The sequence below is a fragment of the Roseateles sp. NT4 genome (genome assembly GCF_051857475.1).
GTDB lineage: Bacteria > Pseudomonadota > Gammaproteobacteria > Burkholderiales > Burkholderiaceae_C > Pelomonas.
The window spans coordinates 480,544-506,982 of record NZ_JBPZGZ010000004.1; the positions used below are offsets into that span (position 1 = coordinate 480,544).

Annotated in this window: 22 protein-coding genes; 15 read left to right on the plus strand and 7 right to left on the minus strand. The window is 67.8% G+C overall.

Annotated features, from left to right (window positions below; all coding sequences use genetic code 11):
• Nucleotides 1-29 precede the first annotated feature (29 nt).
• On the plus strand, nt 30-638 hold the full coding sequence (locus ACS5PN_RS25350) for a GNAT family N-acetyltransferase (protein WP_439466802.1): 609 nt from the start codon (nt 30-32) through the stop codon (nt 636-638).
• A 9-nt stretch (nt 639-647) separates the two neighbouring features.
• Here ACS5PN_RS25350 and ACS5PN_RS25355 read toward each other — a convergent pair whose 3' ends face one another.
• The 3 genes from ACS5PN_RS25355 to ACS5PN_RS25365 are packed head-to-tail and all read right to left on the minus strand — an operon-like array spanning nt 648 to nt 6,268.
• Nucleotides 648-2,144: a M81 family metallopeptidase gene (locus tag ACS5PN_RS25355; protein ID WP_439466803.1), complete on the minus strand. Its 1,497-nt coding sequence runs from the start codon at nt 2,142-2,144 to the stop codon at nt 648-650.
• A gap of 1 nt (nt 2,145) precedes the next feature.
• The gene (locus ACS5PN_RS25360; RefSeq protein ID WP_439466804.1) at nt 2,146-4,044 is read right to left on the minus strand and encodes a serine hydrolase domain-containing protein; all 1,899 of its coding nucleotides are present in this window, start codon (nt 4,042-4,044) and stop codon (nt 2,146-2,148) included.
• A gap of 13 nt (nt 4,045-4,057) precedes the next feature.
• A complete protein-coding gene (locus tag ACS5PN_RS25365; RefSeq protein ID WP_439466805.1) occupies nt 4,058-6,268 on the minus strand; it encodes a TonB-dependent receptor in 2,211 nt (736 codons plus the stop codon).
• A 183-nt stretch (nt 6,269-6,451) separates the two neighbouring features.
• On the opposite strand from ACS5PN_RS25365, the gene ACS5PN_RS25370 reads away from it, so the two are divergent.
• Nucleotides 6,452-7,168, plus strand: a complete 717-nt coding sequence (locus tag ACS5PN_RS25370) for a helix-turn-helix domain-containing protein (protein ID WP_439466806.1) — start codon at nt 6,452-6,454, stop codon at nt 7,166-7,168.
• Here ACS5PN_RS25370 and ACS5PN_RS25375 read toward each other — a convergent pair.
• A complete protein-coding gene (locus ACS5PN_RS25375) occupies nt 7,155-8,444 on the minus strand; it encodes a peptide MFS transporter (protein ID WP_439466807.1) in 1,290 nt (429 codons plus the stop codon). The two genes, ACS5PN_RS25370 and ACS5PN_RS25375, sit on opposite strands and share 14 nt — an antisense overlap.
• Nucleotides 8,445-8,546: 102 nt before the next feature.
• On the opposite strand from ACS5PN_RS25375, the gene ACS5PN_RS25380 reads away from it, so the two are divergent.
• Nucleotides 8,547-9,713, plus strand: a complete 1,167-nt coding sequence (locus ACS5PN_RS25380) for an NAD(P)/FAD-dependent oxidoreductase (RefSeq protein ID WP_439466808.1) — start codon at nt 8,547-8,549, stop codon at nt 9,711-9,713.
• Here the strand turns inward: ACS5PN_RS25380 and ACS5PN_RS25385 are convergent.
• Entirely contained in the window at nt 9,697-10,404 is a 708-nt protein-coding gene (locus ACS5PN_RS25385) for a Crp/Fnr family transcriptional regulator (RefSeq protein WP_439466809.1), read from the minus strand. The genes ACS5PN_RS25380 and ACS5PN_RS25385 overlap by 17 nt on opposite strands.
• Before the next feature lie 122 nt (nt 10,405-10,526).
• On the opposite strand from ACS5PN_RS25385, the gene ACS5PN_RS25390 reads away from it, so the two are divergent.
• From ACS5PN_RS25390 to ACS5PN_RS25435, 10 genes are all read left to right on the plus strand, one after another.
• Nucleotides 10,527-12,476, plus strand: coding sequence for an AMP-dependent synthetase/ligase (locus ACS5PN_RS25390; RefSeq protein ID WP_439466810.1), 1,950 nt, complete (start codon nt 10,527-10,529; stop codon nt 12,474-12,476).
• Entirely contained in the window at nt 12,473-13,252 is a 780-nt protein-coding gene (locus ACS5PN_RS25395; protein WP_439466811.1) for an ABC transporter ATP-binding protein, read from the plus strand. The genes ACS5PN_RS25390 and ACS5PN_RS25395 overlap by 4 nt, the downstream gene beginning before the upstream one ends.
• Before the next feature lie 114 nt (nt 13,253-13,366).
• Entirely contained in the window at nt 13,367-14,296 is a 930-nt protein-coding gene (locus ACS5PN_RS25400; protein ID WP_439466812.1) for a branched-chain amino acid ABC transporter permease, read from the plus strand.
• Nucleotides 14,297-14,410: 114 nt separating this feature from the next.
• A complete protein-coding gene (locus ACS5PN_RS25405) occupies nt 14,411-15,475 on the plus strand; it encodes a branched-chain amino acid ABC transporter permease (RefSeq protein WP_439466813.1) in 1,065 nt (354 codons plus the stop codon).
• A 26-nt stretch (nt 15,476-15,501) separates the two neighbouring features.
• Nucleotides 15,502-16,818 (plus strand): ABC transporter substrate-binding protein, encoded by a 1,317-nt coding sequence (locus ACS5PN_RS25410; RefSeq protein WP_439466814.1) that lies wholly within the window; start codon nt 15,502-15,504, stop codon nt 16,816-16,818.
• Nucleotides 16,819-16,820: 2 nt separating this feature from the next.
• Nucleotides 16,821-17,627 (plus strand): ABC transporter ATP-binding protein, encoded by an 807-nt coding sequence (locus ACS5PN_RS25415; RefSeq protein WP_439466815.1) that lies wholly within the window; start codon nt 16,821-16,823, stop codon nt 17,625-17,627.
• Nucleotides 17,624-17,923: a hypothetical protein gene (locus ACS5PN_RS25420; RefSeq protein WP_439466816.1), complete on the plus strand. Its 300-nt coding sequence runs from the start codon at nt 17,624-17,626 to the stop codon at nt 17,921-17,923. The genes ACS5PN_RS25415 and ACS5PN_RS25420 overlap by 4 nt, the downstream gene beginning before the upstream one ends.
• Nucleotides 17,920-19,155 (plus strand): phenylacetate--CoA ligase family protein, encoded by a 1,236-nt coding sequence (locus tag ACS5PN_RS25425; protein WP_439466817.1) that lies wholly within the window; start codon nt 17,920-17,922, stop codon nt 19,153-19,155. Before ACS5PN_RS25420 ends, ACS5PN_RS25425 begins: the two co-directional genes overlap by 4 nt.
• A 143-nt stretch (nt 19,156-19,298) precedes the next feature.
• Entirely contained in the window at nt 19,299-21,701 is a 2,403-nt protein-coding gene (locus ACS5PN_RS25430; protein WP_439466818.1) for a CehA/McbA family metallohydrolase, read from the plus strand.
• 81 nt (nt 21,702-21,782) lie between these two features.
• Complete coding sequence (locus tag ACS5PN_RS25435) at nt 21,783-22,751, plus strand: tripartite tricarboxylate transporter substrate-binding protein (RefSeq protein WP_439466819.1); 969 nt, start codon at nt 21,783-21,785, stop codon at nt 22,749-22,751.
• A gap of 159 nt (nt 22,752-22,910) precedes the next feature.
• Here ACS5PN_RS25435 and ACS5PN_RS25440 read toward each other — a convergent pair whose 3' ends face one another.
• The gene (locus ACS5PN_RS25440; protein ID WP_439466820.1) at nt 22,911-23,402 is read right to left on the minus strand and encodes a VOC family protein; all 492 of its coding nucleotides are present in this window, start codon (nt 23,400-23,402) and stop codon (nt 22,911-22,913) included.
• A gap of 58 nt (nt 23,403-23,460) precedes the next feature.
• Nucleotides 23,461-23,661, minus strand: a complete 201-nt coding sequence (locus ACS5PN_RS25445) for a DUF1737 domain-containing protein (protein WP_439466821.1) — start codon at nt 23,659-23,661, stop codon at nt 23,461-23,463.
• A 388-nt stretch (nt 23,662-24,049) separates the two neighbouring features.
• On the opposite strand from ACS5PN_RS25445, the gene ACS5PN_RS25450 reads away from it, so the two are divergent.
• Entirely contained in the window at nt 24,050-25,393 is a 1,344-nt protein-coding gene (locus ACS5PN_RS25450) for a GH1 family beta-glucosidase (RefSeq protein WP_439466822.1), read from the plus strand.
• Nucleotides 25,394-25,400: 7 nt separating this feature from the next.
• Nucleotides 25,401-26,411, plus strand: a complete 1,011-nt coding sequence (locus tag ACS5PN_RS25455; RefSeq protein WP_439466823.1) for a LacI family DNA-binding transcriptional regulator — start codon at nt 25,401-25,403, stop codon at nt 26,409-26,411.
• Nucleotides 26,412-26,439 lie beyond the last annotated feature (28 nt).

The window sequence follows — 26,439 nt, forward strand, 5'->3', positions numbered from 1 at the left end:
CCTAGGGTTTTCACCGAGTTTCTGACTAGATGGTCCAGATTGAGTTCAGCGAGCCCGTCGCCGCCGTTCCGGCCGCCATGGTCACCCGCCGCCTGGTACTGCGCCCGCCCAAGGCCAGCGATCTGGACACCCTGTCGGCATTGCACGCCGACCCGGCGGTGAACCGCTTCTGCGCCGCGGCCACGCCGCAGGGCCGCGAAGCGATCGAAGCTCAACTGCAATCCTGGATCAACCACTGGCAGACCCGCGGCTTCGGCCACTGGGCCATCGCCGAGCGCGAGCAGCCCGACAACCTCATCGGTTTTGGCGGGCTCATGCACCGCAGCGTGGCTGGCCATGCCGGCCTCTACCTCTACTACCGCATCACGCCCCAGGCCTGGGGCCGCGGCCTGGCGTCCGAAATGGCCCAGTACGCGATGAGCCAGGCCTTCGAGCAGCACCGTGAAGGCGCCGTTGTCGCTGCCGTGCTGCCCAGCAATGCCCCCACGCGCAAGACGCTGGAATGCCTGGGGCTGCGCCTCAAGGGCACCCTGGCCGACGGCCCTGGCAGCGCCGCGGCCCTGCTGTACGAACTGGGCGCCGACCGCTGGGCCACGCTGCCGCGCGGCGAACCCGAAGCGATCGCTTTCGCCGCCTGATCTCAGCGCTCAATCGATAGGCCAGACCGGCCTGGGCAGGTGCTTGAACGGCAGATCGCCGATATTGGCCTGCAGGCTGCCCGGTGAATCGGCATAGACCACCGCCGCGGCCATGGCGTCGAAGCCCGAGCGGAAATGCTGGGTCGACTTGACCACCACCAGCCGCTTGGCCGCCGGGTTGATGCCCAGCTGGGTGAAGCATTCGGCCGAGAACACCTGCTGGCGGATGCTGTTCAGCACGATGTCGATGCCGTTGGCGCGCACTGCCACGGAGGGCCCGAGCGGGTCGGTGCCGCCCGGCGTCAGGCTGCGCTGGCGGGCATCCTCGCGGCAGGCCAGCACTTCCACTTCCAGATCGACCGGATCGCCCGACATCGGGCCCACCTTGCCGCCGATGCGCAGCGGCAGCCGCGCGCCCACGCCGGCCGAGGTCGCGATGGCCACGGCCTGGGGGTCCCAGATCATGCCCAGCGCCACGTCGCGGATGCCGCGCTCCAGCAGCTCGCGCAGCACAAAAGTGCTGTCGCCCGCCGCGCCGCCGCCGGCGTTGTCGGCCGTGTCGGCCAGCACGACCGGGCCGGGTTTGGCCAGGCGCATCTCGGCCTCGGCCGCGTCCAAGGCCTCTTTCAGCGGCAGGCGTTGGGCCGCCGCCGTCTCACGGATGCCGTAGAAGGCCTCGGCGAGTTCCTCCAGCAGGCCCGAAGCCACGCCCGCCGCAGCCGGCGAGTCCTCGGCCAGCACCAGCACGGCCGCGCAGGTGTGGGGCGTGTCGGCCCAGGGGAAGCCGTGCAGCACCGACACCGACAGGATGCCGGGCAGCCGGTCTTCGCTGTCCTTGAGCCGCGCGACGAAATCGCTCATCGGCGCGACGGTGGTGCCGAAGATGCCGAGCAGCGGCACGCGCTTCCAATGCGCCTTCAGCGCCAGCTCACCGCGCGCCATGGCGCCGAGCATGGCGTGCAGCTCCTCGCCCCGGGCGGCGTAGTCGATATGCGGGTACTCCTTGCAGGCCACCAGGGCCGCGCCGGACTCCAGCATGGCGGGGCTGAGGTTGCAGTGCAGGTCCAGCAGCGCGCCCAGCGGCACGTTCGGGCCGATGAGTTCGCGCACCCGCACCAGCAGGTCGCCCTCGCAGTCGTGATAGCCCTCGGCCAGCATGGCGCCGTGCAGCACCAGCAACACGGCGTCGACCGGCCCCTGGCTCATCGACGCACGCAGGTCGCCCAGCAGCTCGTCGCGCAGCGACTCGTAGTCGGCACGGGACAGCGGCCCCGAAGGCTGGGCCTCGGCATACAGCCCCGGCAGCAGCGTGTCGCCCTGGCGCGCCGCGGCCGCGACGACGCCCATCAGATTGGGCTGTGCGGCCACCTGCTGCAGCGCGCGTGGGTCGCTGCGGTGGATCAGCACGCCTTCGCGGAAGGACTGCACGCTGGTGGGCAGTGGTGAGAAGCTGCTGGTCTCGTGCACCAGCCCGCCCAGGAAGAGCCGCATTGGCTTGGCGGTCATGTCAGTACCACTGGTTGAAGCTGATCAGGTGATGGTTGAGGCTGACGGTGAGCAGGATGGCGAACGCCAGCACCCAGACGATAGCCAGCGCCTTCGCCCATTTGTCGCCGACCTTCAGCACGCTGCGCGCATTCAGCCCTGACACCACCAGGCCGCCAACGGCCGACAGCGCCAGCGTCAACTGCGCCAGCGGCAGCAGCAGCGTCGTGTCGCCCAGGCTCTCCAGCAGCGACACCACCACGCCCCACAGGCCCAGGGCCACCATCACGCCGACGCTGGCGCTGCGCACCCAGGTCACCGGCCTGGCCGGCTGCACGGCCACATGGTGGCGGCGGCGCAGCACGGCGGCGATGGGCCACAGCAGGGCGGTCAGCAGCAGCGTGACGAGGGACAGGCCCATCAGCACCAGCACCGTCGTGCTGGCCATGAAGGGCACGGGTTCGAAGATGAAGGCGAAGACATAGGGCTCCAGGCCCCAGTGCTTGACCTTGCCGTTCTCCACCACGGCCTGCAGCCGGCGCTTGCCATGCTCCTCCTCCCAGAAATAGGGCTTCACCTCGCGGTAGTTGCTGCGCGCGCCGGCCAGCTCCATGGAGATCCGTCCGTCCTCCAGGGCCTGCACCTTGACCGGACTCAGCAGCTGCAGCACCGACAGCCAGGTCGAGTCCTCGCGGCGCGTGTTGCGGTAGTTGCCGGCCATCTGCTGGGCATGCTGCTTGGCGGTGGCCTCGTCCACTTCCGGCTTGGTGGCCGGGCGCTGGTCGGGCAGGTAGCGGTCGGCAAAGGCCTCGAAGAGCTTGTCACGCAGCCAGCCACCCTGGCGCTCATGGCCCGGCGCATTGACCGAGATGTAGAGGCCGATGCCGTCGTCGACGAAGAGCAGCAGGTCGCTGTGGAAGAGGACGGTGTCGCCGCCATGGGCCAGCACGCGGTGGCCGTTGATGTTCTGTTCGTAGAAGCCCAGGCCGATGCCGAGAAGCCCCGGCAGCGGCCGCGTCAGCTGGCTGTGCATCAGCTTGACGGTCTCGGGCTTGAGGATTTGCGCGTCGCCCAGCTTGCCCTGTCCCAGATAGGCGAGCATGAAGCGGCCCATGTCGGCACCGGTGGACGACAGGCTGCCGGCCGGCGGCATGCTGATGACCTCGAAGCCCTTGGGCTTCTCGTCCCAGGTCATATAGCCCTGCGACATCTGGCTCTTCAGCGCTTCCGGCAGGGGCTGGCGGAAGGTCGACTGCTTCATGCCCAGCGGCGCGAAGACCTGCTGGTCCATGTAGTCGTCGAAGGACTTGCCGCTGACGCGCTGCACGATGTAGCCGGCCAGGGACGTGGCGTAGTTGGAGTAGCCGGGCGTCGTGCCGGGGTCGTAGACGTAGGGCGGGATATAGGCCTTGAGCACTTTGCCGAGGTCGGGGCCGGCGGTGTCGTAGGTCAGCAGGTCGCGCGCCGTCTCCTCGAAGCCCGTCGTGTGCGTCATCACATGGCGCAGCGTCAGCGCCTTGCCGTTGCGGCCCGGGATGGTGAAGTCGATGTATTTGTTGAGGTCGGCATCGAGGTCGAGCTTGCCCTGCTCGACCAGCTGCATGACGGCCGTCCACGTGAACAGCTTGGACACCGAGCCGGGGCGGAACAGGGTCTTGTTCGGGTCGACGGGGATGTTCTTGTCCCAGTCGGCCAGGCCATAGCCTTTTTGCAGCAAGGGCTGCCCGTCCTTGACGACGACAACGACGGCGCCGGGCACGCGCGCATTGCGCAGCGCCGTGGGGACCATGCCGTCGATGAAGGCCTCGACATCGACGGCCGTCAGCGGCGTGGCGGTCTTGGGCTGGGCGAAGGCGGACGTGACGGCGCCGACGCACAGGGCCAGCGCGGCGACGCGCAGGCGGTTGAACAACTGCTTCATGGGAGTTCCAGGGTCAGAAGTTGAAGGTCAGGTTGGCGCCCACCGTGCGCGGCGCGACGGTGGTGACGTTGAGCGGCAGGCCGAAGGCGGTCAGGGCGGTATCCGCGGCCACGATGGCGCGCTTGTCGGTCAGGTTGCGCACGAAGGTGGCGAGCTGCCAGCGGCCCATCTCCAGGCCCCATTGCGCGTCCACCAGCGTGTAGGCCGGCTGGCTGAAGTTGGGTACCGAGCTGCCGGCGGAGGCGTAGCCGGCATTGCGCTGGCCGACGCGGCGCACATTCAGGCCGGCATAGGACGGGTTGCCGGCCAGGTCGAAGGCATAGCGAGCGCCGAGGGTGAAGGCCAGCTTGGCGGTGTTGGGCAGGCGCGAGCCTGAGGGGCCGAGAGCCTCGGAACCCTCGGTCAGCTTGGGGTCGGTCCAGGCCAGGCTGCCGTCGAGGTTCCAGTGGGCATCGAGCTTGTAGTGAGCCGCCAGTTCCAGGCCGCGCACGCGGGCCTTGCCGGCGTTGACGACGATGGTGCTGGCGCCGACGGCCTTGGGCTGCTGCAGGTCCTTCCAGTCGATGTTGAAGACGGCGGCTTCGAAGTTGAGGCGCTTGTCCAGCAGGTCGGCCTTGTAGCCCAGCTCATAGCTCCACAGCGTGTCGTGGCCGAAGGTCATCGGCGTGCCGGGGATGACCTGGCCATTGGCGTCGATGGCCGGCGAGTTGGGGCCGCCAGGCCGGTAGCCGCTGGCAGCGCGGAAGTAGAGGTTGCTGGTCTTGTCGAGGGCGTAGCGCAGCGTGGCCAGATAGGTCTTGGCCGTGTCGTCGCTGGGCGCCGAGGAGTTCAGCTGCTCGTTGACGTAGACGGTGTAGACCTGCTCGTTCTTGGCGACACGGGCGCCCAGGGTCAGCGACCAGGTCGGGTCGATGTTCCAGGTCAGGTCGCCGTAGAGGGCGCGCTCGCGGTACTCGGACGGCTGGCCCGTGGTCGTCAGCGTCATGTCGCCGCCGCCACCCGCCACCTGGGCCCATAGGCGCTGGCCGACGTTGCCGGTTTCCTTGGTGCGATAGAAGCCCAGCAGCCATTCGACGCTGCCGCGCTGCGATGTCAGGCGCAGTTCCTGGGTCTGCTTGCGCAGGCCGAAGGCGTTGTCCAGCGAGACGAAATCGAAGGCTGGGTTGCCGCCCAGCAGGGCGGTGGCGTCCTGGCCGGTGGCGCTGTCCAGGCGCTGGCTGGATGCGATGGCGTTCATGCGGGCCCAGCCAAAGTCGTATTCGAAATCGGCCGAACTAAGTCGCGTCTTGAGCTTGTAGGCCTCGCGCGTGTCGAGGTGGCGGGTCAGGTCGCCGTAGATCGGTTGGCCCTTGGCGGCGTCGTACTCGATGGTGTTGAGGCCGTTGCGCTGGATGTCCTGCTGGGTGTGGGCCAGGCGCAGCTTCATCTTGGCCATGGGCTCGACCAGCAGCGAGACCCGCGCGCCACGCGTGTTGCCGTCGTTGATGTGCTCGCCCGCGGCCTTGCCGACGGCGTCGATATAGCCGCCCTCGTGGTCGTTGAAGGCCGCGACGCGCAGGGCCGCCACGTCCTGGCTCAGTGGCACATTGAGCACGGCGTTCTCGGTGTGACCCAGGCCGCCGCCGCGGGCCTGGCGCATGCCGACGCCGACCTTGCCGGAGAACTGCGAGCTGTCGGGCTCGTTGGTCACGTACTTCAGCAGGCCGCCCATGGCGCCCGCGCCATACAGCGTGCCCTGCGGGCCGCGCAGCACCTCGATGTGCTTCAGGTCCAGCAGCGACAGGTCCAGGGCCGTGTTGGCGCCGCCGACGAAGGCGCTGCTGGAGCCGAAGGCGACGTCGTCGACATACATGCCGACGGTGGCGATCTGCTGCTCGCCGACGCTGACGCCGCGCATGGTGACGGCATTGCGGCCTGGGCCGCCGGAGCTCTTCACGTCCACGCCGGGCAGACCGCCCACATAGTCGCTCAGCGAGGCGGCGCCGGCGCGGTCCATGTTGTCGGCGCTCAGCGTCTCGACGCGCAGCGGCACATCACGCACCGGCTCGCGGCGACGCGTGGCGGTGACGGTCACGACGTCGAGCTTCTCGACATCGGCCTTGCTGCCTTCGGCGGCGGCAGCCTGGGCCTGCGCCCACAGCGGCGATGCGCACAGGGCGGCGGGCACCAGCAGGACTGCGAGCTTGCGGGGCTTCAGACGGGTGGGAGGGACGGACCGGCTCATGGCAGCTCCAGGATGGTGTTGGGTGGTTCGATCCGTGAAGTTTCCAATTTGGAAAATTCTTTCCCATTGGTGTAAACCTTAGATGAAACGCAGAACCGGGCTCAGGGCAAGCGAGCAGACGGCCCGCCGCTGGGCATGGCCTAAGATGAAACGACTCCCTTTCCCAGGGCTCTTCCCAGAGACATGGCTTCCACGACCTCCCCCGGCGACCACATCCGCAGCGTGCGCAAGCGCCTCGGCCTGACCCTGGCCCAGGTGAGCGAGCGCACTGGCCTGGCGGTGTCGACGTTGTCCAAATTGGAAAAAGGCAATGTCTCGCTGTCCTACGACAAGCTGATGCTGCTCAGCCGCGGCTTGGCCGTGGACATGGCCGAGCTGCTGCAGGACGCGCAAGGCGCGCGGCCCGCGCCCAGCGGCGGCGGCCGGCGCGTGGTGCACCGCGCGGGTGACGGCCAGGTCGTCGACACCCAGAGCTACAAGCAGACCTATCTGGCGTCGGAGTTGCTGAACAAGCGCTTCACGCCGCTGATCGCCGAGGTCAGGGCGCGTACGCTGGACGAGTTCAAGGCCGAGTTCGGCGACCTGATCCGCCACCCCGGCGAGGAGTTCGCTTTCGTCATCGAGGGCGAGGTGGCCTTCCACTCCGAGCTGTATGCGCCCGTCATCCTGAAGCCGGGCGACTCCATCTTCTTCGACAGCGAGATGGGCCACGCCTATCTGAAGGCGTCGGAGGGCACCTGCCGGCTGGTCGCGACCTGCGCACCGCGCAACGGCAGCGGCGACGTGATGACGCAGCATTTCGTCGAGGCCTCACAGCGCCTGGCGGCGCCCGAGCCGGCAGCGCCGGCCAAGGCGGCAAGGGCGGCCACCAAGCCCAAGGCCAGGGCTACGCGCCGCTAGTCGATCTGCTTTCCACGCGCTTCAGCAGCGGTCTCAGCGCAAACAGCGCCGCGGCCGACACGCCAGCGATCGCCGCGAGCGCCGCGAAGAAGCCCGCGGGGCCCAGGGGCTCCCAGCCACGCCCGACCAACCCGGCCAGGAAGTTGCCGCCGAAGGAGGCGAGAAACCAGGCCGCAATGACCGTGGCCCCCATGCCGCGGGGCGCCAGCCTGGCGAAAAGGCCCAGACCCACCGGCAGGATGTAGAGCTCGCCGAGGGTGTAGAGCACGAAGAAGGCCACCACCCACAGCATGTTCACGGGCGTGCCGCCGTGGCCGAGCACCAGCAGCGACAGGGCGAGGTAGGACAGCGCCACGCCGGCGGCGCCGGTGGCCATCTTGGCCAGGGACGACAACTCCCGTCCGCGCTCCGCGGCGCGGCGCCAGCTGCCGATGACGAAGGGTGTGAGCAGCAGCACGAACAGCGAGTTCAGCGACTGCACCCAGGTCATGGGCAGGGTGATGCCCCAGAAGGAGCGGTCGACGCCGGCCTCCACCCAAACCGCCAGGGTGTTGCCGCTCTGCTCGTAGGCGCTGCGGAACACGACCACCGCCAGCGCCACCAGCAGCAGCGGCACAAAGCTGCGGCCGCCTCGCGCCGTGGGCTGCGTGGATGCAGCCTCTGCAGGCCGCTGCCGGTCCTGCGGCAGATGGCGCGAGCCCAGCAGGTAGACGGCCAGGCCCACGCACATGCCCACGCCCGCGGCCCCAAAGCCCACATGCCAGCCGTACAGCTCGCCCAGCGTGCCGCAGACCAGCGGCGCCAGCATGCCGCCCAGGTTCACGCCGGCGTAGTAGACGTTGTAGGCCCCGCCGCGGCGCGGATCCTTCTCGCCGTAGAGGTCACCGACCTGGCTGGGCAGATTGGGCAGGAAGAGGCCATTGCCGAGTGCGATGAGCACGAGGGCCGGGAAGAAAGCCGTCTCGAAGGCCAGCACGAAATGCCCCAGCGCCATCAGCGAGCCGCCTATGAGGATGGCGCGCCGCCGGCCCAGCCAGCGGTCGGCGATATAGCCGCCGAAGATGGGCGTCAGGTAGACGCCCGCCGTGTAGGCACCGTAGATGGTCGACGCGTCGGCCTGCTGGAAATTCAGGTGCCGGATCATGTAGTAGATCAGCAGCGCCTTCATGCCGTAGAAGGAGAACTTCTCCCAGGTCTCGGTCAGGAAGAGCACCACCAGGCCACGCGGCTGGCCGAACCACTGCGCGGGAGCGCGGGCTTGCAGGGAAGCGTCCACTCAATCTCCTTCAAACGGCACCGGCGGCGCCGATTTCATTGCCCAACGATTTTCGTGATGGTACATTTATTTTCCAAATTGGAAAATTGCATGCAAGCAGTCATGGGCCAACAGACAATGACGACAGTGTCGACACCGACGAAGAACGTGGATTGCATCGTCATCGGTGCCGGCATCGCGGGCGCCTCGGTGGCGGCCTCACTCGCCGGCGGCGCGAGTGTGGCCGTGCTGGAAGCCGAGCCTCATGCGGGTTACCACTCCACCGGCCGCTCGGCCGCCCTGTACTCGGCCCTCTATGGCAATGCCACCATCCGCGCACTGACGCGGGCCAGCCTCCCCTATTTCCTGACGCCGTCGCAGGGCATGGTCAAGGACGCTCTGCTGCGCGAGCGGCACACGCTGTTTCTGGTTGGCACGGGTCAGCTCGACCTCGTCGCCGGCTTCACCGCCGATGCCGATGTGCGCGAGCGCACGACGACGCTGAGCGCCGACGAGGTGCTGGCCCGCGTGCCGGTGCTGCAGCGCGACCAGGTGGCCGGCGCCCTGCTGGACACGACCTCGGCCGACATCGACGTCGACCTGCTGCATCAGGGTTTCCTGCGCACCGCCCGCGCGGCGGGTGCCGAACTGCAGCTGGGCACCCGCCTGCAGGGGCTGGAGCGCGAGGGCTCGAACTGGCTGGCTCACACCGCCAGCGGCACCTTTCGCGCCGGCGTCGTCATCAATGCGGCGGGCGCCTGGGCCGACGACGTGGCGGCCCTGGCCGGTGTCGCACCCGTGCCGCTGCAGCCGCTGCGCCGCACCGCTGTCCTCATCGACCTGCCGGAGGGCATCGACGCCACGCTGTGGCCGGCTGTCGTCGCCATCGACGAGAGCCAGTACTTCAAGCCCGATGCCGGCCTGCTGCTGATCTCGGCCGCCGACGAAACGCCCAGCCTGCCCTGCGATGCCCAGCCCGAGGAGCTGGACGTGGCCATTGCCGTGGACCGCTTCGAGACGCTGACCGGTCAGCCCGTGCGCCGGGTGCGCCACCGCTGGGCGGGGCTGCGCGTCTTCAGCCCCGACCGTTCGCCGGTCGTCGGCTTCGACGCGTCGGTGCCGGGCTTCTTCTGGTGCGCGGGGCAGGGCGGTTATGGCATCCAGACGTCGCCGGCTCTCGGCCGTGCGGCCGCAGCGTTGGCTGTGGGGCGCGCACTGCCGCAGGACCTGGCCGATATGGGCGTCACGGCCGAGCAGCTCTCCCCTCGGCGCTTCAGGCGAAACGTCTGAGACCTTGAAGGTCCAGCACCCGCAGGCCTCCGTACTCGATGCGGATCAGCCCGGCGCTGCCAAGCCGGTTCAGCGCCTGGTTCACACGTTGGCGTGACAGGCCCACCAGATAGCCCAGCTCCTGCTGGGTGATGCGCAGCCAGTTGCCCACACCGGGGTAGAGGGTCGGGTGGAAGAGTGCGGCCAGGTTGCGGGCGACACGCACGTCGGGGTCGTGGATGCGGTCGGTCTCGCGTGCGGCGATGAACTGGCCCAGGCGTTCATTCAGCTGGTCCAGCACGAAGCGGTTGAAGGCGATGCTGCCGTCCAGCAGCGCATGGAAACTGTCGATGGGCAGGCCGGCCACGACACTGGGCCTCAGGGCCTGGATGTTGTAGCGGTAGACCTCGCGCTTGAGCAGGGTACCCTCGCCGAACCAGCCGCCCGGCGGGATGCCGGTGAAAGTGACAGCCTGGCCCATGGAGTCGTCGTTGTTCATCTTCAAGAGGCCATCAACGACGCCAAACCACAGCGTGGCCGGGCGGCCGATGCGGCACAGGCGCTCGCCGGGCTCGGCATCTCCGACCTCCAGCGTCGTCAGGGCGCGCTCGCGCAGCGGGCCGTCCAGCAGCTTCAGCCAGGGGATGGCGTCCAGCTCGGTGGGCGTCGGCCGGCGGGTGCGCTGTCTGAGCGGCAGGGGCGCAACGGCCATGGGGTGGGAAAGTCTGGGCCGTGAAGACCCCTAAATTGTCGTCGTACCGACAGATGGGCGTCAAAGTCCTGGCAAGAATGCGCTCACAGACAGGGGCTCCAGTCCCTGCAACGGAGACAGGCTTGACCGCGACCTTCCCTCGGCTCTTGCTCGACCATGCCGCCCAGCGGCCCGACGCGCCTGCGCTGCGCGAGAAGGCCTTTGGCGTGTGGCAGACGCTGTCGTGGGCGCAGCTCGCGGCCCTCGTACAGGAACTTGCCTTGGGCCTGTCGGCAGCCGGTCTGCGGCGCGGTGAACATCTGGTGGTCGTCGGTGAGAACCGGCCGCGCCTGTATGCCAGCATGCTGGCCGCGCAGTGCCTGGGCGCCGTGCCGGTGCCCCTGTACCAGGATGCCGTCGCGGCCGAATTCGTCTTCCCGCTGAACAATGCAGAGATTGCGTTTGCCATCGTCGAGGACCAGGAGCAGGTCGACAAGCTGCTGGAACTGCGCGAGCAGTGCCCGCAGCTGAAGTGCATCTGGTTCGACGACCCGCGCGGCCTGCGCAACTACGACGAGCCGGGTCTGGCGTCGCTGGACGAGCTGGCGTCGCGGGGGCGCGCCTATGCGGCCGAGCGTCCGGAGTTCTTCGCCGCCGAGGTCGCGGCCTGCCTGCCTGGCGACGTGGCGGCGCTGTTCTTCACTTCGGGCACGACGGGCAACCCCAAGGGTGTCATGCACACGCATGCGACGCTGATCGACCGCGCCCAGGCTGGCCAGCGCTTTGACAAGCTGACGTCCGACGAAGAAGTGCTGGCCTATCTGCCGCCAGCCTGGGTCGGCCAGAACATCTTCAGCTATGCGCAGTGGCTGGCCGTGGGCTATGTCGTCAACTGCCCGGAGTCGGCCTCCACGGTCAGCATTGACCTGAAGGAGGTCGGTCCGACGTATTACTTCGCGCCGCCACGGGTCTTCGAAGGCCTGTTGACGACGGTGATGATCCGCATGGAGGACGCGTCGGCGGTCAAGCGCTGGCTGTTCGAGCGCTGCATGAGCTTGGCTCGCCGCGTCGGCCCGCGCCTGATGGACAAGCAGCCGGTGGGCCTGCTGGATCGCCTGGCCTATGCGCTGGGCGACGTGCTCATCTACGGCCCGCTGCGCAACACCCTGGGCTTCTCACGCGTGCGGGTCGCCTACACCGCGGGTGAGGCCATCGGCCCCGACCTGTTCAGCTTCTACCGCGCCATCGGCATCAACTTGAAGCAGCTCTACGGCTCGACCGAGACGGCCGTCTTCGTCTGCCTGCAGCCCGACCACGAAGCGCGCTCCGACACCGTGGGCGTGCCCATCGACGGCGTGGAGATCAAGCTGACCGACAGCGGCGAGTTGCTGGTGCGCTCGCCCGGACTGCTCAAGGGCTATTACAAGAACGACGCGGCCACGGCCGAGGCGCTGACGGCCGATGGCTGGTTCCATACCGGCGACGCCGGCTTCCTGACGCCGGGCGGCCACCTGAAGATCATCGACCGCGCCAAGGATGTCGGCCGGCTGATGGGCGGCGCCTTCGACGGCGCGATGTTTGCGCCCAAATACGTCGAGAACAAGCTGAAGTTCTTTCCGCACATCAAGGAAGCGGTTTGCTTCGGTGACAAGCGCGAGAAGGTCTGCGCCTTCATCAACATCGACTTCGAGGCCGTCGGCAACTGGGCCGAACGCCGCAACCTGCCCTATGCGGGCTACACCGACCTGGCCCAGCGCGCCGAGGTCTACGAGCTCATCCTCGACTGCGTGCAGAAGGTCAATGCCGACCTGGCCCAGGACGAGTTGCTGGCGGGCAGCCAGATCAGCCGCTTCCTGGTGCTGCACAAGGAGCTTGACGCCGATGACGGCGAGCTGACGCGCACGCGCAAGGTGCGCCGCGGTGCCATCGCCGAGAAATACGGCGTGCTCATCGATGCGCTCTACGAGGGCAAGGTCTCGCAGTACATCGAGACCCAGGTCAAGTTCGAGGACGGCCGCACGTCCATGGTGGCGGCAGACCTGCGCATCGTCGAAGCCAAGACCTTTCCGGCCGTGAAGGGCGCGGCGGCATGAAGAAGATCGGTAACGTCGTCCTCGACGTGAAGAACATTTCGCTGGCCTTCGGCGGCGTGAAGGCATTGACCGACATCAGCTTCGATGTCCGCGAGCACGAGATCCGCGCCATCATCGGCCCCAACGGCGCCGGCAAGAGTTCGATGCTGAACTGCATCAACGGCGTCTACCAGCCGCAGCAGGGTTCGGTCACGCTGCGTGGCAAGACCTACCGCGGCATGAGCCCGCGCCAGGTCGCCGAAATGGGCGTGGCGCGCACCTTCCAGAACCTGGCCCTTTTCAAGGGCATGAGCGTGCTGGACAACATCATGACCGGCCGCAACCTGCGCATGAAGCGCGGCCTGTTCTGGCAGGCCCTGCACCTCGGGCCGGCCCGGCGCGAGGAGACCGAGCAGCGCGAACAGGTCGAACGCATCATCGACTTCCTCGAGATCCAGGCGCACCGCAAGACGCCGGTCGGCCGCCTGCCCTATGGCCTGCAAAAGCGCGTCGACCTCGGCCGCGCCCTGGCCATGGAGCCCAGCCTGCTGCTGCTGGACGAGCCCATGGCCGGCATGAACGTCGAGGAGAAGCAGGACATGTGCCGCTTCATCCTCGACGTCAACGACGAGTTCGGCACCACCATCGTGCTGATCGAGCACGACATGGGCGTCGTCATGGACATCTCCGACCGCGTTGTCGTGCTGGACTACGGCAAGAAGATTGGCGACGGCGCGCCGGATGAGGTGCGCAAGAACGAAGACGTGATTCGCGCTTACCTCGGAGCAGGGCACTGAAATGAAATTCAAACAAAGCCACAGAGGCACTGAGGCACAGAGGCAGTTGGATGAAGGTCTCTCTGTGTCTCTGTGCCTCTGTGGCTGTGTTCCTTGGGTCGAGGCAGGCTGACGATGGGGCCATTCCTCGAAACCCTGATCGGCGGCCTGATGGCGGGCATGCTGTATTCGTTGATCGCGCTGGGCTTTGTGCTGATCTTCAAGGCCAGCGGCGTCTTCAATTTCGCCCAAGGTGCGATGGTGTTGTTCGCGGCCCTGGCCATGGCGCGCTTTGCGGAATGGCTGCCCCAGCTGACGGGCATGGACAGCAAGGTGCTGATCAATGTGCTGGCCTTCGCCGGCGCGCTGGCCGTCATGGTCGTCGTCGCCTGGCTGGTCGAGCGATTGGCGCTGTCCAAGCTCGTCAACCAGGAAGGCATCACGCTGCTGATGGCGACGCTGGGCATCGCCTACCTGCTCGAAGGCGCCGGCCAGATGCTGTTCGGCAACGACATCTACAAGATCGACATCGGCCTGCCCAAGGACCCGATGTTCTTGTTCGAGCAGACGTTTGAAGGCGGCATCCTCGTCAGCAAGGAAGACCTCTATGCCGCCCTGATCGCCGCGGCCCTGGTCGCCGGCCTCAGCCTGTTCTTCCAGAAGACGGCCACCGGCCGCGCCCTGCGCGCCGTCGCCGACGACCACCAGGCCGCGCAGAGCATCGGCATCCCGCTGTCGCGCATCTGGGTCATCGTCTGGAGCGTGGCGGGCTTCGTCGCCCTGGTGGCGGGGATGATCTGGGGCAGCAAGCTGGGCGTGCAGTTCTCGCTGTCGCTGGTGGCGCTGAAGGCCCTGCCGGTGGTCATCCTGGGCGGGCTGACCAGCGTGCCGGGTGCCATCGTCGGTGGCCTGCTGATTGGCGTGGGGGAGAAGCTGTCGGAGGCTTACCTGGGACCGATGCTCGGTGGCGGCATTGAGTACTGGTTTGGCTATGTGCTTGTGCTTGTCGTATTGCTGGTGAGGCCGCAGGGACTGTTCGGGGAGAAGATCATTGATCGCGTCTAAGTCCGACACAACACAGCCACAGATGCAAAGAGGCACAGAGGAATTTCCAGTGCCCGTTCTCTCTGTGTCTCTGTGCCTCTGTGGCTTTGTTTCTTCGCCCGTCGAGGACTGAACATGCTCTACCGCGAAAACGGCCAGTTCAAGACCAGCTACTCGGCAGACAGCCAGATCCTGCCCATCCGGCAGGACCGCATCGCGATGGCGCTGATGCTGATCGCCGCCTTCGTCGTCGTCCCGATGGTGTCCAGCGAATACCTGCTGCGCGCCATCTTCATCCCCTTCCTCATCCTCAGCCTCGCAGCCTTGGGCCTGAATGTGCTGGTCGGCTATTGCGGCCAGATCTCGCTGGGCTCGGGGGCCTTCATGGCCGTCGGCGCCTACGTGGCCTACAACTGCCAGGCGCGCTTCGAGGGCATGCCGCTGATCGTGTCGCTGCTGGCGGGCGGCCTGGGCGCGACGGTGCTGGGCGTGGCCTTTGGCCTGCCGTCGCTGCGCATCAAGGGCCTCTACCTCGCGGTGGCGACGCTGGCGGCACAGTTCTTTGTCGATTGGGCCTGCCTGCGGCTGAAGTGGGTCACCAACGACTCGACCTCGGGCTCGGTCAGCGTCGCCAACTTGAACCTCTTCGGCATGCCCGTCGAGTCGCCGGCGGCGCGCTATCTGCTGTGCCTGGGCGTGGTTGTCGTCTTCGCGCTGATCACCAAGAACATCGTGCGCGGCCATATCGGCCGTTCGTGGATGGCCATGCGCGACATGGACGTTGCGGCCAGTGTCATCGGCATCCGGCCCATGCAGGCCAAGCTCAGCGCCTTCGCCGTCAGCAGTTTCATCATCGGCGTGGCCGGCGCCCTGTGGGGCTTTGTGCACCTGGGCTCCTGGGAGCCGGCGGCGTTTGGCATCACGCGCAGCTTCGACCTGCTCTTCATGGTCATCATCGGCGGCCTGGGCTCGATCTCGGGCGCCTTCTTCGGCGCGGCCTTCATCGTCGTGCTGCCGCTGCTGCTGGACAAGCTGCCCTACTGGACCGGCCTGCCCATGGACACGGCCACGGCTTCGCATCTGGCGCTGATGATCTTCGGCGCCCTCATCGTGTTCTTCCTCATCAAGGAACCACACGGCCTCGCGCGACTCTGGGCCACCGCCAAGGAAAAGCTCAGACTCTGGCCCTTTCCGCATTGATACCCACAACGACAGGAGACATGGCAATGAAGACACTGATCACGTGCGCGGCTCTGGCCGCTTTGCAACTCTTCGCCGCGCCCGCCGCCGTGGCCCAGGCCAAGGAGCAGTTCTTCCCGTTGCTGGTCTACCGCACCGGGCCCTATTCGCCCAACGGCACGCCCTGGGCCAATGGCAAGCAGGACTACATCAAGCTCATCAATGCGCGTGACGGTGGCGTCAACGGCGTCAAGCTGACCTTCGAGGAATGCGAGACCGGCTATGCCACCGACAAGGGCGTGGAGTGCTATGAGCGGCTCAAGGGCAAGAACGCGACGCTGTTCGACCCTCAGGCCACCGGCATCACCTTTGCGCTGACCGACAAGGTGCCCAACGACAAGATCCCGTTGATCACGCTGGGCTATGGTCTGTCGGCCTCCGCCGATGGCGGCGTGTTCGCCTGGAACTTCCCGTTGATGGGCAGCTACTGGACGGCCGCCGATGCGCTGATCCAGCACCTGGGCAAGAAGGAGGGTGGCCTGGACAAGCTCAAGGGCAAGAAGATCGCCCTGGTCTACCACGACAGCCCCTTCGGCAAGGAGCCCATCCCCATGCTGGAGGAGCGCCAGAAGATGCATGGCTTCGAGCTCATCAAGATCCCGGTGACGGCACCGGGTGTCGAGCAGAAATCGGCCTGGCTGCAGGTGCGCCAGGCGCGGCCCGACTATGTGCTGCTGTGGGGCTGGGGCGTCATGAACTCCACGGCGCTGAAGGAGGCCCAGGCCACCGGCTATCCGCGCGAGAAGATGTACGGTGTCTGGTGGTCGGGCGCCGAGCCCGATGTGAAGGACGTGGGCGAGGGCGCCAAGGGCTACAACGCGCTCAACCTCAACACCTCGGGCCAGGCACCCAAGGTCATCCAGGACATCCTGAAGCTGGTGCATGGCAAGGGCCAGGGCACGGGGCCGAAGGAAGAGGTCGGCTCGGTGCTCTACACGCGCGGCCTCGTCATCCAGGCGCTGGCTGTGGAGGCCGTGCGGCGTGCGCAGGAGCGCTTCGGCAAGGGCAAGGTCATGACCGGCGAGCAGGTGCGCTGGGGCCTGGAGAACCTGGCGCTTGACGACAAGAAGCTCGCGGCCCTGGGCCTGACCGGCGTCATCCGCCCCATCAGCACCAGCTGCTTCGACCATCAGGGTTCGACCTCGGTGCGCGTGCATACCTGGGACGGCAAGCAATGGGCCTTCAGCTCTGACTGGTACCAGGCCGACGAGCAGATCATCAAGCCCATGGTCAAGGCGGCGGCGGACAAGTACGCCAGCGAGAAGAAGCTCACCCGCCGTACGTCTGCCGAGTGCCAGAGCTGAAGATGGCCAAGCCGCTGCTCGATGTCAACGGCATCGAGGTCATCTACAACCACGTCATCTTGGTGCTCAAGGGCGTGAGCCTGCGCGTGGCCGAGGGCCAGGTGGTGGCCTTGCTGGGCGGCAACGGCGCCGGCAAGACCACCACGCTGCGGGCCGTCTCCAACCTGCTGGAAGGCGAGCGCGGAGAGGTCACCAAGGGCAGCATCGAGCTGCGCGGCGAGCGCATCGAGAAGCTGTCGACGGCGGCCATGGTGGAGCGTGGCGTCGTGCAGGTCATGGAGGGGCGGCACTGCTTCGCCCACCTGACGATCGAGGAGAACCTGATGACCGGCGCCTACACGCGCAAGGACGGCAAGGCCGCCGTGCGCGACACCCTGGACAAGGTCTACAACTACTTTCCGCGCCTGAAGACGCGCCGCGGCAGTCAGGCGGCTTACACGTCCGGCGGCGAGCAGCAGATGTGCGCCATCGGCCGCGCGCTGATGGCCAACCCGAAGATGGTGCTGCTGGACGAGCCTTCGATGGGCCTGGCGCCGCAGATCGTCGAAGAAGTGTTCGAGATCGTGCGCGACCTCAACGCCAAGGAGGGCACGACCTTCCTGCTGGCTGAGCAGAACACCAATATGGCGCTGCGTTATGCCGACTATGGCTACATCCTCGAGAACGGCCGCGTCGTCATGGACGGCGCTGCGGCCGAACTGCGCGAGAACGAGGACGTCAAGGAGTTCTACCTCGGTGTCGGCGGGGACGGGCGGCGCAGCTTCAAGGATGTGAAGAGCTACAAGCGCAGAAAGAGGTGGTTGGCATGAGTGATGACAGCTGGGATATCGCACCACCGCCGTTCAACGCGGACTCGGCGCTGCAGACCCTGAAGCGCTTCGCCCGCGACCAGCGTGTGCTGACCGAGCGCAGCGAAGGCTGGTTGCTGGGCGCCGACCTGGTGATGAAGATGGCCATCGACGGGGCGACCGTCAAGGTGCAGCTGGCCAAGCGGCCGGCGCGCACGCCCGAATGGGACACGTTCACGCTGAAGGCGGCCACGGACTCACGCAAGCTGCAGGACGAGATCAAGCGCCGGCTCACGCGCTGGAAGGATGACGAGTGACGGAGTTCTTCGACGCGCTTGAGGCCCGCGACCCTGCCGAGCGTGAAGCGGCGCTGATGGCCGCGGTGCCGGAGCAGATCGCACACGCGCAGTCCAGCAGCCCGGCCTATACGGAGATGCTGGCCGGTGTCGATGCGGCGGGCATCAAATCGCGCGCGGCCTTGGCCACGTTGCCGCTCACTCGTAAGAGCAGCCTCGCCGCCGCGCAGGCTGCACGCCGAGCGCTACGCCTGGGCGGGTTTGCGGCCGGCATGCCGCGGCGTATCTTCCAGTCGCCCGGGCCGCTTTATGAGCCCGAGCCCGATGCTGATGGTGGCGATCCCTGGCGCGTGGCCCGCGCCCTGCATGCTGCTGGCGTGCGCGCGGGCCAACTCGCCCATGTGAGCTTCAGCTATCACCTGACACCCGCCGGCGCCATGATGGAAGCGGGCTTGCGGGCGTTGGGAGCGGCCAGCGTTCCCGGTGGCGTCGGCAATACCGAGCTGCAGCTGCAGGCCCTGCTGGACCTGCAGCCCGAGGCCTATGCCGGCACGCCAAGCTTTCTGCGCATCCTGCTCGAGAAGGCCGCCGAGGGCGGCCATGCGCTGCCCTATCTGCAGCGCGCCCTCGTCAGCGGCGAGGCCTGCCCGCCGGCCTTGGTGGCCTGGTTTGCCGAACGCGGCGTCGAGGCCTACCAGTGCTATGCCACGGCCGACCTCGGCCTCATCGCCTACCAGACCACGGCTCGCGAAGGCCTGGTCGTCGACGAGGGCGTCATCGTCGAGATCGTGCGGCCGGGCACGGGGGAGCCGCTGCCGGATGGCGAGGTCGGCGAGGTCGTCGTGACGACGCTGTCGCCGGGCTATCCGCTGATCCGCTTTGCCACCGGCGACCTGTCCGCCGTGATGCCGGGGATGAGTCCCTGCGGCCGCACCAACCAGCGCCTGCGCGGCTGGCTCGGGCGCGCCGACCAGTCGGCCAAGGTGCGCGGCATGTTCGTGCATGCCGGCCAGGTCGCCGAGGTGCTGGCCCGCTGCGCCCAGCGTGGGCGGGCCCGTCTCGTGGTCGATGGCGAACTGGCCAATGACCGCATGAGCCTGCAACTGGAGGTCGAGGGCCAGCCGGCCGGCCTTGCCGAGCAGCTGCAGGCGGCGCTGCGCGACATCACCAAGCTGCGCAGCGAGGTCGAGCTCGTGGCGCCGGGCAGCCTGCCCAACGACGGCAGGGTCATCGAGGATCGTCGTAGCGTGTGACATGGGTTTGAAGACATCGGGGCCGACCTGAACCTGAATCGGTGACAGGAAGCCCCGCATGGACTCGTCCAGGCGGCGCCACCACAGTCCGCCCCTTCGCCAGCACAGCCGGCCACCGCCGGCGCCCGCCGAAGGACGCGTCCATGACCCTTGCCCGCCATCTTCCGCCCGCCCTGCTCGTGCTCCTGCTCGCCGCCTGTGGCGGTGGCAACGGCCACGGTCCTCAGGTCACGCCCCAGGCTGAGAACGAGCTGACCAAGGCCGCCGCGGCCCGCCCGCGCGCCAAGGACCCCGATCACCACGAGTTCTCTGCCACGTTGTCCGCACCGTTTGCAGTCACGGCCGCCAGCGGCGGGCGCACGTTCACGGTGCATATGGACCACCCCGGCATCGCCGATGGCCAGGTCTTCGCCTGGACCCTGAGCCTGGTCGATGGCAGTGGCCAGGTGCTGCAGCGCTGGAGCGGCGAGTCCCGCTACGCCGGCGCCCCCGTCACCGCCAGCGTCGGCTGGGCCGGCCGCGGCACTGGCAGTGCGGCGCTGGCCGATGGCCTGTACCAGCTCAAGCTCGAGGCTGTCAGCCTCGACGCCGCCACGGCACTGTCCCAAGGAGCGACAACAGGCCGCGCCGAACGCCTGCTGGCCGCCGCGCCGCCGCTGGACCATGCCGAGCAGCGCTGGCCCATCGCGCTGGGCCAGCCCGCCAGTGTCGACATGCCCCCCTTCAAGGCCATGCCGACCGCCGCCGACCGCGGCCTCGTCAAGGCGCAATCGGCACCGGCCATCAACAGCCTGCCCTACACCGTCTACTTCGCCAATCTGCACAGCCAGACCAACGACTCCGACGGCGGCGGCGCCTTGAGCAACTGCTCCTCGTCGCAGCCGGCCCAGACCGGTGCCTACGGCCCGGCCGACGCCTTCGCCTATGGCAAGACGGCGGGCCTGGACATCCTGATGTCGTCCGAGCACAACCACTACTTCGACGGCTCCTCCAGCACCAATGCCAGCGGCAGCGCCGCCACGGCCAAGAGCCGCTACCAGGCGGGCCTGAGCGCCGCCACCGCCGCGACGACCTCGACCTATCTCGCCATCTACGGCATGGAGTGGGGCGTCATCAGCAATGGCGGCCACATGAACATCTTCAACAGCAACGAGCTGTTTGCCTGGGAATACAACAGCAGCAACCAGCTGTTCGGCGACCGCTTCACGGCCAAGAGCGATTACGCGGCCCTGTACGCCACCATGCGCAGCCTGGGCCTGGTCGGCCAGTTCAACCACCCCGACACGACGGGCCAGTTCCTTGTTGGCGGCACCGACCTCGGCTACAGCGCCGATGGCGACGAGGTCATGGCGCTGACCGAGATCCTGAACAGCTCGGCCTTCTCGTCCAACACGACCGAGACCGAGACCGGCCTGTCCAACTTCGAGGACGCCTTCAACAAGCTGCTGGAGCGCGGCTATCACGTCGCACCCGCCAGCAACCAGGACAACCACTGCGCCAACTGGGGCAAGTCGTACACCAACCGCACCGGCGTGCTGATCCCGACGGGCACGGCCCTGAACAAGACCAGCTTCCTCGACGCCATCAAGGCCCGCCGCGTCTTCGCGACCATGGACAAGACGGGCCAGATCGCGCTGACGGCCAATGGCCACGTGATGGGCGAACGCTTCGCCAACAGCGGCGTGCTCAAGCTCAGCGTGGGCTATGCCAGCACCAGCGGCAAGACGGCCACCAGCGTGCAGATCTACGAGGGCGTGCCCAAGCGCAATGGCACCGTCACCCTGCTGGCCAGCAGCGGCACGGCCAGCACGACGCCGGCCGTCGGCGACCATTACTACTACGCCAAGATCACGCAGAGCGACGGCAAGATGCTGTGGAGCGCGCCGGTCTGGGTGACGCAATCCAACTCGCAGGTCGACACCACGCCCCCCACGGCGACGGCCAGCGAAAGCGGCACGGCCGGCACCATCACGCTGTCGGCCACGGCCAGCGACAACATCGGCGTGGCCCGCGTGGATTTCGTCGTCGATGGCGTCGTCAAGGGCAGCGACACGACGTCGCCCTATTCGATGACGCTGGACTCGACGACGCTCGCCAACGGCAGCCACAGCCTGGTGGCCCGCGCCTATGACGCGGCCGGCAACTCCGGTGCGTCGACGGCGGTCAACTTCAGCATCAGCAATGCCAGCGCATCGCTGAACGAGACCGAGTCCAACGGCACCATCGCCACCGCCAATGTCGTCACCAACCAGACGACCGTCATCGGCACGATGTCATCGACCAGCGACAAGGACTATTTCAAGGTCACGCTGGCCGCCGGCAAGACGCTGCGCGTGGACATGACGTGTCCCGCGGCCTTTGACTACGACCTCTATCTGCACAACAGCAGCGGCACGACGCTGACCTCGTCGGAGAGCGCCACCTGCACCGAGTCGCTGAGCTACAAGAACACCGGCTCCTCGGCCCTGGCGGTCTACATCCGCGTGGGCGCCTATTCGGGCAGCAGCAGCACCCAGACCTACACGCTGACGCTGAGCTACCCCTGACGGCGCAGGCTAGGGCCTGCCCGCTGTGTCGCAGCGGGCGGTCTCCCTAAGATGGGCTCACCCCTCCACGGAGACAAGCCCATGCGCCCGACCCTGATTGCCCTGGCGGCCCTGCTGGCCGCCGGCGCCGCCGCCGCCGAATACCCCGACAAGCCGGTCACGGTCATCGTGCCGTTCGCGGCGGGTGGCCCGACCGACAAGGTCGCGCGGGACCTGGCCGAGGCCTTGCGCAAGCCCTTGGGCAACACCGTGATCGTCGAGAACGTCGGCGGTGTGGGCGGCACCCTGGGCGCCAACAAGGTGGCCAAGGCCTCGCCCGATGGCTATACCCTGCTGCTGCACCACATCGGCCTGGCCAGCGCGACGGCGCTGTACCGCACGCTGCCCTACAAGACGCTGGACGACTTCGAATACCTCGGCATGGTCAACGAAGTGCCGATGACGCTGATCGGCCGGCCCAATCTGCCGGCCGGCAACTACGCCGAACTGGGCAAGTGGCTGGAGGCCAACAAGGGCAATGTCAATCTGGCCCACGCTGGCATCGGCTCGGCCTCGCATCTGTGCGGCCTGCTCTACCAGTCGGCTCTCAAGCTCGACATGACGACCGTCCCCTACAAGGGCACGGCACCGGCCATGAACGACCTGCTCGGCGGCCAGGTCGACATCATGTGCGACCAGACCACCAACACCACCGGCCAGATCGAGGCTGGCAAGGTCAAGGCCTATGCCCTGATGTCGTCCAAGCGCCTGCCTGCGGGCGCGTTGTCCAAGCTGCCGACGGCCGATGAGTCGGGGTTGAAGGGCTTCAATCTCGCGGTCTGGCATGGCCTGTATGCCCCCAAGGGCACGCCCAAGGCCGTCGTCGACAAGGTCAACACCGCCTTGCGTGCGGCCCTGAAGGACGCCGACTTCCACAAGCGCCAGGAAGCCCTGGGCGCCGTCATCATCAGCGACGCCCGCCTGTCGCCGGCCGAACACAAGAAGTTCGTCGAGGCGGAGATCAACAAGCTCACGCCCGTCATCAAGGCCGCCGGCATCTACGCCGACTGAAATGGCGCCCCTCGCCTGGTCTTGCGCCGCTGCACGCGGGCAAGTCCAGTCGGTCCCCCGAGGGGACGACGATGCTCACGGCATCAAGCCGCGAGCACATCGTCAGCGCGGACCGGCTAGGGAGCGGCCCGGCGCTCGGCCCGCAAGGCGAGGATTGCGTCAGCCATTGAGTTCGTCGACCACCAAGCGGTGGTCGGCATCGAGCGCCCAGACGTCTTCGTAATCCACCTCGAAGAGATGCCCGTCCGGGTCGGCGAAATAGCCAGCCACGCCCCAGTGGGTGCGGGTGGCCGGCTTGACGATGCGGCCACCGGCCGCCACGGCCTGGGCCAGGATGCGCGACACGTCTTGCGCCGACCTGGCGAGATGGATCAGGGCGAAGCCGGCAAAGCCCGTCCGTTGCGAGGCGTCAAAGCCGGCGTCGGCAGCGAGGTCCGCGCGCGCGATCAGGCACAGCGCGTAGCCGCCGAGGTCGAACTTGACGAAGCCGTCGCTGCTGGTCGGTGAGCGGGTCCAGCCCAGCGCTTCGTAGAAGGCCGCAGAGCGGGCGACGCTGCCCACGCCGAGCAGGATGAGGTGCAGGCGCTGGCTGGGCGACAGGGTGTCGAGCAGGCTCGACTCGAAGACATGTCCGACGGCTTGATCCAGCATGGGCCCCCTCCCGATTTGTGGTGGGCGCGCATGCTAGCGATGCCGGCGGACCGGTGGGTTACGGCTTGGGCACGGCCGCCTCGGCCGCGGGCCAGATCAGGGCCTGGGCGACGATGACGCGCTCGCCATTGAAGGTCGCCGCTGGCGATCCATAGAGCTGGTAGCCCAGGGCCAGGGCCTCGCTGACGCGATGGCAGAAGCTGGCGTCGTCGGGGCCGGTCAGCAGGCGATAGCAGGGCAGGCCGTTCGGGGGCGTCATGGTGGATGCGGCGGATCGTTCGGTGGAGGCCGGAGTTTGCTGCAGTCGAGGCAGCGCATGCGCGATCGACCGGGCGTCTGCAGCGAGCTCAGGCTGAGATGCCCCGCGCAGAACAGCTTGCCGCAATGCCCGCAATGGCCGCCTTCATCGGGCTGGAAGGACTGTCCGCAAGCACTGCAGCGAAAGGGCTGGGTCACAGCGACGAGAGTCAAGAAAGCGGCCCGGGAGAGCAGGGGCTTGCAAGCCTAACCGCCCATGCGCTTGCCGCGCGAAGGCCTCGACTGTGGTGCCGGGTAAACACGCTGTTGACTCCGGAGCCCATCGTGGAAAGAATGCATGTAAACGTTTACATGAAAGCCGGCCCGTGCAAGCGGAGCCGGTAAGACGGATGAGACAACCGTTCCCGCCTGGCTTCCTCTGGGGCTGCGCGACCTCGGCCTACCAGATCGAAGGATCGCCGCTGGCCGATGGCGCCGGCGTCAGCAACTGGCATCGCTTCGTGCGCACGCCGGGCCGCGTGCATGGTGGCGACACCGGCGACATGGCCTGTGACCACTACCGCCGCATGAAGGACGACGTCGCGCTGATGCGCGAGCTGGGCCTGACCGCCTACCGCTTCAGCATCGCCTGGAACCGTGTGCTGCCCCAAGGCCGCGGCCAGGTGAACGCGCCCGGTCTGGGCTTCTACGAACGCCTCGTCGACGAACTGCTGGCCGCCGGCATCCAGCCCATGGCGACCTTGCACCACTGGGACCTGCCCGCCGCCCTGGACGACCGCGGCGGCTGGCTCAACCCCGACATGCCGGACTGGTTTGCCGACTACGCCCAGGTCTGCTTCAAGGCCCTGGACGACCGCGTGCCGCTGTGGGTCACGCTGAACGAGCCCTGGGTGGTGGCCGACGGCGGCTTCATGCAGGGCGCTTTGGCGCCGGGCCACAAGAGCGCCTTCGAGGCGGCCATCGTGGCGCACCGGCTGATGCAGTCCCACGCCAAGGGCGTGCAGGCCTACCGCGCCGTGGGCAAGAACCAGATCGGCCTCGTCGTCAACATCGAGCCCAAGCACCTGCCGCCCGACGCGACGGATGCCGACCGCCACGCCGCGCGCCTGGCCGACGCCTACATGAACCGCCAGTACCTCGACCCGGCCCTGCTCGGCAGCTACCCGGACGAGTTGCGCGAGGTCTTCGGCGAGGCCTGGCCCGACTGGCCGGCCGCCGAAGTCGAGGCCCTGAAGCAGCCGGTCGACTTCCTCGGCCTGAACTACTACACCCGCGCCGTCGTGCGCCACGACGCCAAGGCCTGGCCGGTGCCGGCCACGCCGCAGCGCCAGCCTGGCGCCATCCACACCGAGATGGGTTGGGAGGTGCACCCGCAAAGCCTGGCCGACACCCTGGTGTGGATGCACGAGCGCTATGGCGGCCTGCCGCTGTACGTGACCGAGAACGGCGCCGCCTTCTACGACCCGCCGAAGGCCATTGATGGCCGCGTCGACGACCCGCTGCGCCAGCACTATCTGCGCACCCATATCGCCGCCGTGCAGGACGCGATGGCGCGAGGCGCCGACATGCGCGGCTATTTCGCCTGGTCGATGTTCGACAACCTGGAGTGGTCGCTCGGGTTTGCCAAGCGGTTTGGCCTGGTGCATGTGGACTTTCAGACACAGCAACGCACGCCCAAGGACAGCGCGCGCTTCTATGCTGAGGTCATCGCCGCACATGGCACGAATCTCTGACAACAACATGACAGTCGCTCCCGCCACGATCAAGGATGTCGCCCGCGTTGCCGGCGTCTCGGTGGCCACCGTGTCCCGGGCGCTGAACGGTGCCGAGAACGTGCTGCCCCACACCCGCGAGCGCATCATCGAAGTGGCCCGCGAACTGCGCTATGCGCCTTCGGGCGCCGCGCGCAGCCTCATCACGCGCCGCACCGACACCGTCGGTGCCCTGCTGCCCGACCTGCACGGCGAGTTCTTCTCCGAGCTCATCCGCGGCATCGACCAGGCGGCCCGCTCGCGCGGCCTGCACCTGCTGCTGTCCAGTTCGCACGATGACGCCCAGGAGGCGGCCGCGGCCCTGCGCGCGATGAACGGCCGCGTCGACGGCCTGCTCGTCATGTCGCCGCATGCCGACGATGACTTCCTGTCGCAGAACCTGCCGCTCAATCTGCCGGCCGTGCTGCTGAACTCCGGCGTGCGCTCGCCGACCCAGCCCGTCTTCGCGGTCGACAACTTCGGCGGCGCCAAGGCCATGACCGAACACCTCGTGCGCATCGGACGCCGGCGCATCGCCTTCCTCGGCGGCCCGGCCGCCAACTTCGAGGCCCGCGAGCGCGAACGCGGCTATCGCGCCGGCCTGCCCGGCGGCGCGACGCCCCGGCTGCTGGAAGGCGACTTCTCCGAAGGCGGTGGCCAGCGCGCCGGCGCGGCCCTGCTGGCCCTGCCTGCGGCCGAACGGCCCGACGCCGTCTTTGCCGCCAACGACATCATGGCCATCGGCCTGCTCGGCACGCTGATGGCCGGCGGCGTGCGTGTTCCCGAAGACATCGCCCTGGCCGGCTTCGACGACATCCCCATCGCGCGCTATGTGGCGCCGGCCCTCACCACCATGCGCGTGCCCATCGCGGCTCTTGGTGGCCAAGCCCTGGATGCGCTGGCCGATGCCGTCCTGACGCCGCGCAGCGGCCCGGCCGACGCCACCGTCATGCCCGTCGAACTCATCGTGCGCCGCTCCTGCGGTGGCGCCCCGAGCTGAATCCCGTCCGAACCACAGCACACACAAC

Coding starts and splice junctions, on each gene's coding strand:
- ACS5PN_RS25350 (WP_439466802.1), top strand. CDS start 30: ATGGTCCAGATTGAGTTCAGCGAGCCCGTCGCCGCCGTTCCGGCCGCC.
- ACS5PN_RS25355 (WP_439466803.1), bottom strand. CDS start 2,144: ATGACCGCCAAGCCAATGCGGCTCTTCCTGGGCGGGCTGGTGCACGAG.
- ACS5PN_RS25360 (WP_439466804.1), bottom strand. CDS start 4,044: ATGAAGCAGTTGTTCAACCGCCTGCGCGTCGCCGCGCTGGCCCTGTGC.
- ACS5PN_RS25365 (WP_439466805.1), bottom strand. CDS start 6,268: ATGAGCCGGTCCGTCCCTCCCACCCGTCTGAAGCCCCGCAAGCTCGCA.
- ACS5PN_RS25370 (WP_439466806.1), top strand. CDS start 6,452: ATGGCTTCCACGACCTCCCCCGGCGACCACATCCGCAGCGTGCGCAAG.
- ACS5PN_RS25380 (WP_439466808.1), top strand. CDS start 8,547: ATGGGCCAACAGACAATGACGACAGTGTCGACACCGACGAAGAACGTG.
- ACS5PN_RS25385 (WP_439466809.1), bottom strand. CDS start 10,404: ATGGCCGTTGCGCCCCTGCCGCTCAGACAGCGCACCCGCCGGCCGACG.
- ACS5PN_RS25395 (WP_439466811.1), top strand. CDS start 12,473: ATGAAGAAGATCGGTAACGTCGTCCTCGACGTGAAGAACATTTCGCTG.
- ACS5PN_RS25400 (WP_439466812.1), top strand. CDS start 13,367: ATGGGGCCATTCCTCGAAACCCTGATCGGCGGCCTGATGGCGGGCATG.
- ACS5PN_RS25405 (WP_439466813.1), top strand. CDS start 14,411: ATGCTCTACCGCGAAAACGGCCAGTTCAAGACCAGCTACTCGGCAGAC.
- ACS5PN_RS25410 (WP_439466814.1), top strand. CDS start 15,502: ATGAAGACACTGATCACGTGCGCGGCTCTGGCCGCTTTGCAACTCTTC.
- ACS5PN_RS25415 (WP_439466815.1), top strand. CDS start 16,821: ATGGCCAAGCCGCTGCTCGATGTCAACGGCATCGAGGTCATCTACAAC.
- ACS5PN_RS25420 (WP_439466816.1), top strand. CDS start 17,624: ATGAGTGATGACAGCTGGGATATCGCACCACCGCCGTTCAACGCGGAC.
- ACS5PN_RS25430 (WP_439466818.1), top strand. CDS start 19,299: ATGACCCTTGCCCGCCATCTTCCGCCCGCCCTGCTCGTGCTCCTGCTC.
- ACS5PN_RS25435 (WP_439466819.1), top strand. CDS start 21,783: ATGCGCCCGACCCTGATTGCCCTGGCGGCCCTGCTGGCCGCCGGCGCC.
- ACS5PN_RS25440 (WP_439466820.1), bottom strand. CDS start 23,402: ATGCTGGATCAAGCCGTCGGACATGTCTTCGAGTCGAGCCTGCTCGAC.
- ACS5PN_RS25445 (WP_439466821.1), bottom strand. CDS start 23,661: ATGACGCCCCCGAACGGCCTGCCCTGCTATCGCCTGCTGACCGGCCCC.
- ACS5PN_RS25450 (WP_439466822.1), top strand. CDS start 24,050: ATGAGACAACCGTTCCCGCCTGGCTTCCTCTGGGGCTGCGCGACCTCG.
- ACS5PN_RS25455 (WP_439466823.1), top strand. CDS start 25,401: ATGACAGTCGCTCCCGCCACGATCAAGGATGTCGCCCGCGTTGCCGGC.